Source organism: Paenarthrobacter sp. NEAU-H11 (assembly GCF_050573415.1).
Classification (GTDB): Bacteria; Actinomycetota; Actinomycetes; order Actinomycetales; family Micrococcaceae; genus Arthrobacter.
On the sequence record NZ_JBNZGA010000016.1, the window covers coordinates 26,712 to 39,372 of the forward strand.

9 protein-coding genes are annotated in these 12,661 nt (G+C 66.7%); all 9 read right to left on the reverse strand.

Going from position 1 to position 12,661, the window contains the following annotated elements; translation table 11 throughout:
• Positions 1-164: 164 nt before the first annotated feature.
• Entirely contained in the window at positions 165-1,121 is a 957-nt protein-coding gene (locus ACQ3DC_RS17330; RefSeq protein ID WP_430752824.1) for a cell division protein FtsQ/DivIB, read from the reverse strand.
• Complete coding sequence (gene murC, locus ACQ3DC_RS17335) at positions 1,114-2,490, reverse strand: UDP-N-acetylmuramate--L-alanine ligase (protein WP_430752825.1); 1,377 nt, start codon at positions 2,488-2,490, stop codon at positions 1,114-1,116. Before murC ends, ACQ3DC_RS17330 begins: the two co-directional genes overlap by 8 nt.
• On the reverse strand, positions 2,487-3,587 hold the full coding sequence (gene murG, locus ACQ3DC_RS17340) for an undecaprenyldiphospho-muramoylpentapeptide beta-N-acetylglucosaminyltransferase (RefSeq protein ID WP_421093461.1): 1,101 nt from the start codon (positions 3,585-3,587) through the stop codon (positions 2,487-2,489). The genes murC and murG overlap by 4 nt, the downstream gene beginning before the upstream one ends.
• Positions 3,588-3,593: 6 nt before the next feature.
• Positions 3,594-4,934, reverse strand: a complete 1,341-nt coding sequence (ftsW, locus tag ACQ3DC_RS17345; RefSeq protein ID WP_157238509.1) for a putative lipid II flippase FtsW — start codon at positions 4,932-4,934, stop codon at positions 3,594-3,596.
• 2 nt (positions 4,935-4,936) lie between these two features.
• Positions 4,937-6,511, reverse strand: a complete 1,575-nt coding sequence (gene murD, locus ACQ3DC_RS17350; RefSeq protein ID WP_421093462.1) for a UDP-N-acetylmuramoyl-L-alanine--D-glutamate ligase — start codon at positions 6,509-6,511, stop codon at positions 4,937-4,939.
• The gene (mraY, locus tag ACQ3DC_RS17355; RefSeq protein ID WP_321215926.1) at positions 6,493-7,602 is read right to left on the reverse strand and encodes a phospho-N-acetylmuramoyl-pentapeptide-transferase; all 1,110 of its coding nucleotides are present in this window, start codon (positions 7,600-7,602) and stop codon (positions 6,493-6,495) included. The genes murD and mraY overlap by 19 nt, the downstream gene beginning before the upstream one ends.
• Complete coding sequence (locus ACQ3DC_RS17360; protein ID WP_321215925.1) at positions 7,599-9,065, reverse strand: UDP-N-acetylmuramoyl-tripeptide--D-alanyl-D-alanine ligase; 1,467 nt, start codon at positions 9,063-9,065, stop codon at positions 7,599-7,601. The genes mraY and ACQ3DC_RS17360 overlap by 4 nt, the downstream gene beginning before the upstream one ends.
• Positions 9,066-9,071: 6 nt before the next feature.
• A complete protein-coding gene (locus tag ACQ3DC_RS17365) occupies positions 9,072-10,682 on the reverse strand; it encodes a UDP-N-acetylmuramoyl-L-alanyl-D-glutamate--2,6-diaminopimelate ligase (protein ID WP_430752838.1) in 1,611 nt (536 codons plus the stop codon).
• 178 nt (positions 10,683-10,860) lie between these two features.
• Positions 10,861-12,657 (reverse strand): peptidoglycan D,D-transpeptidase FtsI family protein, encoded by a 1,797-nt coding sequence (locus ACQ3DC_RS17370; protein WP_370460333.1) that lies wholly within the window; start codon positions 12,655-12,657, stop codon positions 10,861-10,863.
• Between the last annotated feature and the right edge of the window lie 4 nt (positions 12,658-12,661).

Consider the following 12,661-nt stretch of genomic DNA (forward strand, 5'->3'; position numbering starts at 1 on the left):
TGTCTTATTGCGAAAACTGATGGAGAGCTTGAAGCCTGCAACCTTAACCTTCGAGTTGAAGGTTATAGTTATGTCAAGTAACTCATGTCTGTGACGGTATTTCCTCTGGTTGCCACATTCAATAACCGGCTCCGCGTGTCGGATTAATACCGGAAAATAAAGCGTTAGCGGGTCACCGGGTGCCGGGGCACGCTCACGTCGTAGACCCTCACGGGATTCTTGGGGTCGGCCGGAACCTTCAGGAGCGCGGCCAGCACTTTGGCCTTGAGTTCCCTTTCGCCGGCGTTGCCCCAGATGATGGTCTGGCCGTCCACGAGCTTGAGCTCCACCGCGTCCACCGATTGGGCGGAGGCGTTGGACAGCTTCGCCAGCACGTCTGCCGGCAAGGCGCCAAGGACTGCGGCCGTGGCACGGAAGAGATCCTGGCCGATGGTGCCCGCGCCGCCGTCGATCACCGGCAGCGACACCGAGGCAGGATCGGCCGTGGCAGCCAACTGCACGCCGTCGACGTCCACCAGCTGGTACTGCTCCCCCTGCTTGACCAGCGCCACCGGCACCCTTTCCCGCACAGCCACGGCAAGGCCGGACGGCGGCCTCGCCTGCGCGGACACGGACTTGACCTGGACCAGCGGTTCCAGCAGCCGGGCCACCTCTTCGTCGGTGACCTGCGGCAATGGCTTCCCCTGCAATGGCTCCAGCGCGGCCTGCACCTGGGCAGGCGTCAGCAGGCGCGTCCCGGACACGGAGATGGTGTGGACAGCCAGGACCGGGGAAAAAATGGCCGTTGCCAGCAGCCCCGCCACAACCGCAACGAGGATGCCCGCCGCCGTCAGGAGATTCCGTTTCCGCCGCTTCCCTTTCGGCTCGGGGAAAGCCACCACGTTCGCCCCGGCTGTCCCGGACGGCGCCGGGGCCTCCGCCTTGTTCCCCTTACCGTTGCCACGGCCGAAACCGCGGATGACCGCTCTTGCGGGTTGCCGGGGCTTCTTCGGCTTCTGCGGTTTTTCGGGAGCAGGCTCGGGGACACTCCGGGACGCCGAAATGACATCGTCCCCGCCACCTCCACCGCCTCCGCCGGACCGGCCGGTGGAGGTGTAGGTGGGCCGGCGGGTGCTAGCCACGCAGGGCCTCTACGATCTGCGGTCCATACGCGGTGACATCACCGGCGCCCGCGGTCAACACGATGTCCCCGTCCGCGGCGGAAGCCGCCAGGAGTGCGACGGCGTCCCCGGCCGCCACCAGCCGGCCACCCTCATCCAGGTGGTCGGCTATGAGCTGGCTGGTTACACCCGGGATGGGATCCTCACGGGCGGCATAGATGTCCAGGACCAAGGCGGTGTCGGCCAGGTTGAGGGCATCGGCGAACTCCTGCGCGAACTCCCGGGTGCGGGAAAACAGGTGCGGCTGGAAGAGGACGTGTACCTTGTGGTCCCCCGCAACGGTCCGGGCTGCGGCGAGGGCAGCGCGGACTTCCGTCGGGTGGTGGGCGTAGTCGTCGAACACCCGCACTCCCCTCGCCTCGCCCTTGAGCTCAAAGCGACGGGAGGCACCGGAAAAGTGCGCCAGGGCGGCGGCCGCAATGCCGGGGTCAACTCCCAGTTCAAGGGCGACAGCGAAGGCGGCCGCCGCGTTCAGCGCGTTGTGCCGCCCTGGCACCTGCAGGTCAAGCGGATAGCGGCCCGACGGTGTGGAGACGGCTGTGTCGCCGGGACCGCCGTCGTGCAGCAGGAGGTCCGCACCCTCTCCGGTTCCGTAAAGCACCACGCGCGTGGTGCCCCGCTGCCGGGTCCTTTCGGCGAGGGCCAGCGCGCCGGCGTCGTCCGCGCAGGCAACCAGCACCCCGTCGGCGGGCAGCAGCGCGGTGAACCGGTCAAAGGATTCGTAGACCGCTCCAGCCGTTCCGTAGTGGTCCAGGTGGTCCGGCTCCACGTTGGTGACCACGGCGATCCTGGGCCGGTAGTTGAGGAAGGATCCGTCGGACTCGTCGGCCTCCGCCACGAAGATCCCGGAGCTTCCGTGGGCGGCGTTGACGCCGAGCGCGGGGACATTGGCGCCGATGGCGAACGAGGGGTCCAGGCCCGCGCCCTGGAGCAGGACGGTGACCATGGAGGTGGTAGTGGACTTGCCGTGGGTTCCCGCCACGGTAACCACCGTGTCGCCGCCCATGGTGGCCGCCAACGCCTCGGACCGGTGCAGCACCGGCAGGCCGGTTTCCCTCGCCGCAACAAGCTCCGGGTTGTCCGGGCGGATGGCCGAGCCGGCCACAACCGTCTGGGCGTCACCAAGGTTCGCGGCGGCATATCCGACGGCGATGCGGGCACCGGCCGCTGCGAGGTCGGCCATGACCGGCAGGTCCTTGGCGTCGGAGCCGCTGACCGGAACGCCGCGGGCCACCATGATCCTGGCCACGGCTGACATGCCGACGCCCCCGATGCCCACGAAGTGGACCCTGCCCAGCGATTCAAGGGCCGGAATTTTGGCGTGGTTCATGCTTTCACCGCTTCCAGGATGAGATCAGCCATCCGCTGATCGGCGTTCCGGATGCCAAGCCGGTAGGAACTGGCTGACATTGCGGCAAGCCGTGGCTGGTCCGTGACCAGCGGAACCAGCTCCTTGTCCACCCATTCGGCCGTGAAGTCCCGGTCGCTGACCAGGATCGCGCCCCCGGCAGCCACCAGTCCTGCAGCGTTCAGGGCCTGCTCGCCGTTGCCAATGGGCAGCGGCACCAGGACTGCCGGTACCCCCACCGCGGCAACCTCGCATACCGTGGCCGCACCTGAACGGGCCAGCAGTACGTCCGCCGCGGCATAGGCAAGCTCCATGCCGTCGATGTATTCCACCTGCCGGTAGCCGTCAGCCGCGAGGGGGTTGCCGGCGGCGTCCAGGACGGTCTTGCCGCGCCCGGTGATGTGCAGGGTCTGGATGCCCGCGCCGGCAAGGCGGTCCACTGCGGCGGCGATGGTCCTGTTGATGCTCTGCGCCCCGGAGGATCCCCCGGTGACGATCAGCGCCGGCTGTGCCGGGTCCAGGCCCAGGGCCTCCCGGGCGGCGGTGCGCGCCGCGGCCCTGTCCAGCCCGGAAATCTCGGAACGCATCGGCATTCCCACGTGGGTTGCATGGCGCAAAGGGGTGTTGGCGAAGGCGACGGCCACCCTGTGGGTCATCAGGGCACCCACCCGGTTTGCGAGGCCCGGCCGGGCATTTGCCTCGTGGATGACGATGGGGATGCGCCGTTTGCGGGCAGCCAGGTACATGGGCGTGCACACGTAACCGCCGACGCCCACCAGGACGTCCGCAGCCGCTTTGTCCAGGATGGCTCCGGCCTGGCGCACGGCGCCGGCGAGCCGGGCGGGAAGCCGCACCAGGTCAGCCGAAGGTTTCCGTGGGAACGGAACCCTGTCGATGGTCGCCAGCTCCACTCCTGCAGCCGGAACAAGCCTGGTTTCCATCCCGGACGGCGTGCCGACGGCAAGGATGGCGGCAGCGGGAGACGCGCTCCGGAGGGCGGCGGCGATGGCCAGCAGCGGGCTGATGTGCCCGGCGGTGCCGCCGCCTGCCAGGACGATGGAAGGGGTTTTGGAGGTCATGGAGGGCTAGGCACGCTTTCTTGCAGTCTTCTTCCGGGCCGCGTCTTTCCGCGCCGGCTTGGCCTTGAACTTGAGCATCCGCTTGGGCCGGATGGACGGGGCCATCTGCTCCCTGGCCAGGGAGAGCACCACGCCGATGGCGCAGAGCGACATCAGCAGCGCCGAGCCGCCGTAGGAAATGAACGGCAGCGGCACACCGATGACGGGCATCAGGCCGGTCACCACGGACATGTTGACCGTGGCCTGGCCCAGCAGCCACACCATGATGGTGCCGGCCAGCACGCGGTGGAACATGTCCGCCTGCGCCACTACCACACGGTAGATCGCGGCGCCCAGGATGGCGAAGAGGATGAGGACGACGACGGTCCCCACCAGGCCGAGTTCCTCGCCGATGATGGCAAAGATGAAGTCGTTGTGGGCTTCGGGGATCCAGCTGTACTTCTGCCGGCTCTGCCCCAGCCCAACGCCGAACCAGCCTCCCGACGCCAGCCCGTAGAGCCCGTTGGTGGCCTGGTAGTTGGCGTCGATGCCGTCGGCGCAGGACTCGCCGGTCCACCACGAAGTGATCCGGCACATGCGGTTTGAACTGGTCACAGCCATGACCGCCGTTCCGGCGGCGGCCACCAGGCCTGCGATACCGAAAAGATACAGGGGTGCCCCGGCAAAGAAGAGGGCGGCAGCCGTGATCATCATGATGATCATGGCCGTTCCGAGGTCATTGCCCACCAGGACCAGCACCACGATGATGATGGCCATCGGGACGGCAGGGACCGCGACGTGCTGCCAGAGGCTGAGGAGCTTTCCCTTCCTGGCCAAAACGGTAGCCATCCACAGGGCGAGGGCCAGCTTGGACGCTTCGGACGGCTGGAAGGTGATGCCGCCGAGGTCGATCCAGTTCTTGTTGCCGTTGACCTCCGCACCCACAAGCTGCACCAGTCCCAGGAGGACCACGGCGCCGATGATGGCGGGCCATGCGAGCCGCTTGAGCCACACCACATTGATGCGGGACAGCACGAACATGGTGAAGATGCCGATTGCGGCGAACATCCCCTGCTTTAGGGCATCGCCGTAGGGTGACTTGCCGGCGGCGATCGACTCGACGCTGGACGCAGAGAGCACCATCATGATGCCGATCGCCGTCAGCGCCAGGGTGGATCCCAGGATGAGGTAGTAGGTGGAGCCGTTCCGGGAAGTTCCGGTTCCTTCCAGCGCCGACCAGAACTTGCGGTAGCCGGCCCGCAGCCGGGTTACGGCAGTGGCGGGCCGGCTGGCCGGCGATGCCGAGGAGCCGGGACGCGGCTTGCCGGCCTGCTGCCGGGCAGGCGGGCGTGTTGGCGTGCTGACCATTGTTACTCCTCGCCGGTCTGGGCCTGCCCTTCCACCAGCTCGCGGACAGCTTCGATGAAAGTGTCACCACGGTGAGCGTAGGAAGAGAACTGATCCATGGAAGCAGCTGCCGGGGCCATCAGCACAGTATCGCCGGAACCGGCCAGCTGGGCTGCTGACGCAACCGCCCGGGCCATCACCGGTTTCCCGGCCAGGGGGGAACCGGCCTGGATGCCGTCTGTTGCAGCAGTCTGCACCTGTTCAGTGTCACCCGCCGCCGGCTGGATCACCGGGACATCGGGTGCGTGTCGCGAGAGGGCGCCGGCCAGCGCGGAAGTGTCTGTTCCGATCAGGACCACCGCCTTGAGCCGGTGCGCGTGCTCCCGCACAAGGTCGTCGTAGGTGACACCCTTGGAGAGTCCTCCCGCGATCCAGATGACGTTGCTGAATGCAGCGAGCGAAGCGGCGGCCGCATGCGGGTTGGTGGCCTTGGAATCATTGATCCACAGGACTCCGTTGTGGCGGGCCACCGGCTGGATGCGGTGGTTCCCGGGCACGTAGTCCTGGATCCCCTGCCGCACGGCCCTGGGCTCCACGCCGTAGGCGCGTACCAGGCCTGCGGCCGCCAGTGTGTTGGCCACCATGTGCCGCGGTGCAATGGCGCCAAGGTCGGCCATCGAGGCAAGTTCCGCGGCGCTGTCCCTTCGCTCTTCGATGAATGCCCTGTCCACCAGCAGGCCTTCCACCACGCCCAGCATGCTGATGGCGGGGGTGAGGGTAGTGAAACCGACGGCCCGGCAGCCCTCCACCACGTCGGCGTTTTCCACCATCCGCTCGGTTTCAATCTGCTCGGCGTTGTAGAGGCAGGCTTTTTGGGTGCGTTCGTAGACCTTGGCCTTGTCCGCAAGGTAGGAGTCGTAGGAGCCGTGCCAGTCAACGTGGTCCTCGGCGACGTTGAGGCACACGCTGGCCACCGGCGAGAGGGATTCCGACCAGTGCAGCTGGAAGCTGGAGAGTTCGACGGCGAAAACGTCGTACTCGACCGGGTCCCGAATGGCATCCAGAATCGGCGTACCCACGTTGCCCACGGCGATGGCCTTCAGTCCGGCGGCGCGCAGCATGGATTCGGTAAGTCCCACCGTGGTGGTCTTTCCGTTGGTTCCGGTGATGGCCAGCCAGTCCGCTGTCTTGCGGCCCTCCCGCACGCGCACCCGCCAGGCGAGTTCAACGTCGCCCCATACCGGGATGTGCGCCCGCGCAGCAGCGGCCAGCAGGGCCTGGTCCGGACGCCAGCCCGGCGACGTCACGATCAGCTCCGGAAGTTTGCCGTCGATCTTTGGCAGGCGCGTCACTGCATCATCGCCGAGCAGGACGTCGGCGGCGCCGACGATCTTCAGGGTTTCAGCGTGGGCTTTCGCTGTATCGCTGGTGGCGGCGTCAACCACCACCACGCGGGCACCGAGTTCAATCAGCGTGTCAGCGGCGGCGAACCCTGACACGCCGATGCCGGTGACTGCCACCCGCAGCCCGGCCCAGTCTGAATCCCAGCTCACGAGCTCCTGGAGGCGTGGGGAAACGGTCACAGCAGCACAACCCATTCAGCGTAGAAAATTCCCAGGCCCACGGCGACGAAGAGCCCGCCGAGGATCCAGAACCGGACCACCACGGTCACTTCAGCCCACCCCTTCAGTTCGAAGTGGTGCTGCAGCGGCGCCATCTTGAAGACGCGTTTACCGCCTGTGGCTTTGAAATAACCCACCTGGATGATCACCGAAAGCGTGATCAGGACGAACAGTCCGCCAATGATCCCCAGCAACAGCTCCGTCCTGGAAAGGATGGCAAAACCTGCGATCGCACCGCCAATGGCGAGGGAGCCGGTATCCCCCATGAAGATCTTGGCCGGCGAGGTGTTCCACCAAAGGAATCCCACCAGGGCAGCGCTCATGATGGCGGCCAGCAGGGCCAAGTCCAGGGGGTCCCGGACCTGGTAGCACCCGCTGCCGGCTTCCCGGGGCGAGCCGCAGGCCTGGTTGCTCTGCCAAATGCCCATCAGCGTATAGGCGCCGAAGACCATGACCGAGGCCCCGGCTGCCAGTCCGTCAAGGCCGTCCGTGAGGTTTACGCCGTTGGTGGCGGCAGTGACGATCAGATTGGACCAGATGACGAAAAGGATGGCGCCCAGCACGGTTCCGCCGAAGGCGAGGTCCAGCCAGGGCAGGTCCCGGACCAGGGAGATTTTGGTGGAGGCCGGCGCGAGGCCGTCTTCATCCGGAAAGTTGAGGGCCAGCACAGCGAAGATGACGCCCACTGCTGCCTGCAGGATCAGCTTCGCCTTGGCGTTGAGCCCCAGGCTGCGCTGCCGCGAAATCTTGATGAAGTCATCCAGGAATCCGACAAGCCCCATCCCCACCATGAGGAACAGCAGGATCAGGGCGGAGGCGGACGGGCCAGGCGAATCCGGATTCACCATGAGCATGATGAGGTGCGTCAGGCCGTAACTCAAAAGGACCGCTGCCACCACGACGGTCCCGCCCATGGTGGGTGTTCCGCGTTTGGTGTGGTGGGAGGTCGGGCCGTCGTCTCGGATGAACTGGCCGTAGCCGCGGCGGACCAGGAGCCGAATGAACAGCGGCGTGCCCACCAGGGCGAAGAGGAGCGCCAGTCCGGCGCCGATCAAAAGTGCAATCACAGCTGTGTGCTCCTTTCATCGGCGGGCTGCGGGGTTTGTGGGGGTAATGCTATCCGATCGCCCAAATGGCGAAGTCCCACGCTGTTGGATGATTTGAACAGCACCAGGTCGCCGGGTTTGAGTTCCGCTGACAGCAGCTCGTACGCGTCGTCGGCGGTCTCGGCGAAGACGCATTCGTCACCCCAGGAGCCCTCCTGGACGGCGGATACGTAGAGGGCACGGGCTTCCCGGCCCACTACCACTAGCCGGGAAATGTTAAGGCGCACCACCTGGGTGCCCACGGCCGTATGCTCGCGGATGGAATCCTCGCCGAGTTCGAGCATGGCGCCCAGAACTGCCCAGGTGCGCCTTCCTTGGCCCAGGTCCGCGAGTGTGCGCAGGGCCGCGCGCATTGACTCCGGGTTGGCGTTGTAGGCGTCATTGATGATGGTGACGCCGTCCTCCCGCTCGGTGCGCTCCATGCGCCACCGGCTGGCTGCCGTTTGGCCGCTGAGGGCCGCGGCGATGTCCGGGCCGGGAATTCCTGCCGCCCACGCGGCTGCGGCCGCTGCCAGCAAATTGCTGACATGGTGGGCACCAATCAGGCGGCTGCTGACGTGGTGGGTCGTGTCCGCACCGGGAAGGAGGAGTTCGAATTCGGGGTGGCCCTCCGCGTTGGTGTCCGCATTGAGCGCCTGCACGCCGGCGCCGGGCCGGCCTTCGGCGGAGAAGCCGACGACGGACGCGGAGGTGCGTGCGCGCATGTCCGCCACCCTCTCGTCGTCGAGGTTGATGATGGCTGTGCCGGAGGCTGCCAGGCCTTCCACGAGTTCGCCCTTGGCTCGGGCGATGTTCTCCACTCCCCCGAATTCGCCGGCGTGCGCTGTCCCGACGCCGAGCACCACTCCGATGTCAGGCCTGACCATCTCGGCCAGGTACCTGATGTGGCCGATGCCGGTGGCGCCCATCTCGATCACGAGGTAGCGGGTGTCGGTTCCGGCGGTGAAGACGGTGAGCGGCACTCCGATTTCACCGTTGTAGGACCCCCGCGGCGCCACAGTGGCGCCGTGCCGGGAAAGTATGCCGGCAAGCAGGTCCTTGGTGGTGGTCTTTCCGGCAGAGCCGGTGATGCCGATGACAGTCAGTTCTTCGTTGGCCTCCGCGCGGGCGGCACGGATCCTCCGGACGGCTTCCGCGGCCAGCGCGCCCATCGCGAGCACGGCGTCGGGAACCACCACGGACGGATACGGCGAACCGTCCGGTGCTGCCACTGGGCGCTCCACTAGTGCCAGGCTGGCACCGGCGGTGAAGGCGGCTTCGACGAAGTCGTGTCCGTCCGCATACTCGCCGGGTTTTGCGACGTAGAGCGATCCCGGCGTGGCTTCGCGGGAATCGGTGACCACCGACAGAGGCGTGATCCCGGGATCGGCGTCCAGGCGCCCTTTAGTGATGTCGGCGATTTCCGCCGCGGTAAATGCAATCATCTCGGTCTAGGACTCTATCCGGTCGTCTTGGAGAACGTTGAATCCCCTGGCTGTCAAGGCGCTGCGCAGTTCCACCCTGTCATCCAGTGCGAGGTTGACGCCTTTCACCTCCTGCCATACTTCATGGCCGCGACCGGCAACCAGGATGCTGTCCTGTGGCCGGGCGAGTTCCACGGCTCGTTGAATGGCCTTGTCGCGGGGGAAAACCTCCAGCACCTCGCAGGGCAGGGACTCACTGGCCCGGGCTTCCAGCGCCCCTGCGAGGACGTCGGCGCGGATGGCTGCGGCGTCCTCGTCGTGGGGGTCGTCGTCCGTGACGATCACGGTGTCCGCAAGCCGGGCCGCCATCGCGCCCATGGCCGGCCGTTTGCCCTGGTCGCGCTGGCCTGTGGCGCCAAACACCACGATCAGCCGGGATTCCGGTTCGGCCGACCGGACGGCTTCCAGCGCCCTGGCCAGCGCGTCCGTGTTGTGTGCGAAGTCCACCACGGCGGCCGGCCGCTCGGAGACCAGCTGCATGCGCCCCGGGACGGCCACCGTGAAGGGGTCGCCCGCATCCAAGGCCGCCTGCAGCGTAGCGGCGTCAACGCCGCCTGTAAGGACCATGACCGCGGCCAGGGCTGCGTTGGCAACGTTGAAGCTCCCGGGAAGCCCCGTGTGGACCGTCAGGACAGTGCCGCCGGGCCCGCTGAGCGTGAACTCCGTGCCAAGCCCGCGGGGCTTTGCCTCCGTGACGGTCCAGTCGGCACTGTTCCCGGGCACGGTGGCGAGCGTGGTGACGGGCACCTGGGTGCTGGCTGCGAGGCGGCGCCCCCATTCGTCGTCGACCGTCACCACGGCCTTCCGCGCGCGGGCGGGCGTGAACAGTTCGGCCTTCGTGGCGAAGTAGTCCTCCATGGTGTGGTGCAGGTCAAGGTGGTCCTGGGTGAGGTTGGTGAACCCTGCAACGTCGAACTGCACTCCGTCCACGCGCTGGTAGGAGATGGCGTGCGAGGAGACTTCCATCGCGGCCGCAGCAAGTCCTTTCTCCCGCATCAGTGCCAGCAGCCCGTGGACTTCCGGGGACTCCGGCGTGGTCAGGAGGCTCGGAATCGGTTCGCCGCCGGCCAGGATCTCGATGGTCCCGATCAGGCCCGGCTTTTTGCCCAGCGACCGCAGCAGCGAGGTGATGAAGTAGGTGGTGGTGGTCTTGCCGTTCGTGCCCGTCACGCCGAAAAGCTGCAGCGCCGCCCCCTCCTGGCTGCCCCGGTAGATCATGGCGGACAGCGGGCCCACCACGTTCCGCGGGGCATCGACCACCAGCACCGGAACCGACGTGTCGGAGGACAAGGCCAGGAGGCGGGCACCGGCGTCGTCCGTCACAATGGCCGCCGCTCCCGCCGCAATGGCCTGGGCAGCGAAGTCGGCGCCGTGCCGGGTTGCGCCCGGAAGGGCGACGTACAGGTCACCCGGTTCAACCGTCCGGGAGTTCAGGGAGATGCCGGTCACCGCCACGTCAGCGGAGGCTCCCGGAACTACGACGCCGACCGCCTCGCCGATGCTGTCCAGCCGGACGGCATCAACGGCGGACGGCCGGAAGCGGGGCTGGTCCGGTCCCAGCCGTGCGGGTCCTTGCAGGGCTTGTTCGTCCTGTGCTTGTTCGTCCTGTGCTTGTCCCTGCGGGGCTTGTCCCTGCGGGGCTGCATGATGGTGGGACGGGTTGAACTCTGACAAGGGATCTCCGATGGTGCTAGTGGACCGTGTCCGGCATGGATGAACCGTAGCAGCGGCGGCTGCTCCGGATGCTGCCGGGGTGTTACTTGGCGAACTGGGGCAGTCTGGCCGGCTCGCCCGTGGACGGCTGGACGTTGTAGGTCCGCAGTGCCTGGCTCATGACCGACCGGAAGACCGGCCCGTTGGTAATCCCGTAGATGCTGCCCTTGGGCCGCTGGAGTACCACCTCCACAATAAACCGCGGATCATCCATGGGTGCCATGCCCACCATTGAGGCCGTGTAGCCGCAGAACCCGGACTTGCCGTCGTCGCAGGGAGACTCGGAGGTGCCCGTCTTGGCTCCCACCCGGTACCCGTCGATGGCCGCGTCCTTGATCTGGCCCTCGGTGACTGCGCTTTCGAGGATGTCCTGGACCTGCTGGGCGGTGTCCTCGGAAACGATCTGCCGGGGCTCCGCGGCCGGAACCTTTTCCTCTGTTCCGTCAGCGGAGACATAGGAGTCGATCAGGCGGGGCTGGAGCATCACGCCATTGTTCGCGATGGACTGGAACGCGCGCACTGTCTGCAGGGTGGACTGCGAAACGCCCTGCCCGAACAGGACTGTATATTCCTGCCGGCCGTCCCACTGTTCCCAGGGCGTCAGGATGCCGGAGGCAGTGGCCGGCAGTCCGATGTCCGGGGCTTCGCCCACCCCGAACTTCTTCAGCCACTCGTAGCGCTGTTCCTTGCTCAGGCGCTGCCCGGCCATGACGGTGCCGGTGTTCATCGAATAGCCCAGGATGCCGGCCAGGGTCCGCTCCTCGGTTCCATGGGCAAAGGAGTCACTGAAGGTCTGCCCGTCCACCGTGTAGGTGGGTCCGAGGGTGAACGTGTCCAGCGGCTTGGCTTTGCCCTCTTCGATGAGCGCCGCCGCCGTCATCATCTTCTCAACCGAACCGGGCTCGTAGGCGGCCGTAACGGCACGGACGCCGCGGTCCTTGGCCGCTACCCGGCCAGGGTCATTCGGATCCGGCGAATTGGTGTCGGCCATGGCAACCAGGTTGCCCGTCTTGACGTCCATCACGATGATGACGCCCCACTCGGCGCCCAGTTTGTCCGACTGGCTCTGGATCGCCTGCTGGGCGAAGTACTGGAGGTCCGAGTTGAGGGTGAGCTTAACGTCCTTCCCGTCCTGCGGGGGCGTCAGTTCGTCAACCCCCACGGGGATCCGCAGGCCGTCCGCACCGATCTCAAAGAGCCGTTTGCCGTCCGAGCCCTTCAGGAGTTCGTCCTGGGTCTGTTCAATGCCGGCCTGGCCGGTGGTGCCGTCCTGGAGGAAGCCGATGATCCCGCCGGCAACCGACCCGTTGGGATAGACGCGCTTGCTGATGCCTTCGGTCACGATGCCGGGAATCTGGAGCTGCGAGATGCGGTCCTCGACATCGGGCTTTACGTCCTTGGCCACGATGTAATACGGCTGCTGCCCGGTGACGGCCTCGCGGATGGCGTCCTTCTCCATGCCCAGGGCAGCCGCCAGTTCCGTCAGCCCCTGTTCCCGGCTGACATCAACCAGCTTCTCCTTGGCGTCGTCCAGGCGCTTGAAAGTCTCCGTTTTTGTGTTGACCCGCTGGTCCACCACCACGTTGTAGCGGATCACGCTGTTGGCCAGCACGGTGCCCCGGGAGTCCAGGATGCTGCCCCGTTCCGCCGGCAGGACGGTCTGTTTCATCCGGCTGTTGAGGGCGGCTTCCGCCATGCCCCCTACATCGAGCCCCTGGACGAGGAAGAGTTTGCCGCCCACCACCAACAGGAGCGTCAGCATGATGCCAAGCCCCAGGCGCAAGCGCTTGGTGGCATTGGGCACTTTGCTGTTGACTGCCTTGCCGGACCTCTGCGCCACCGTG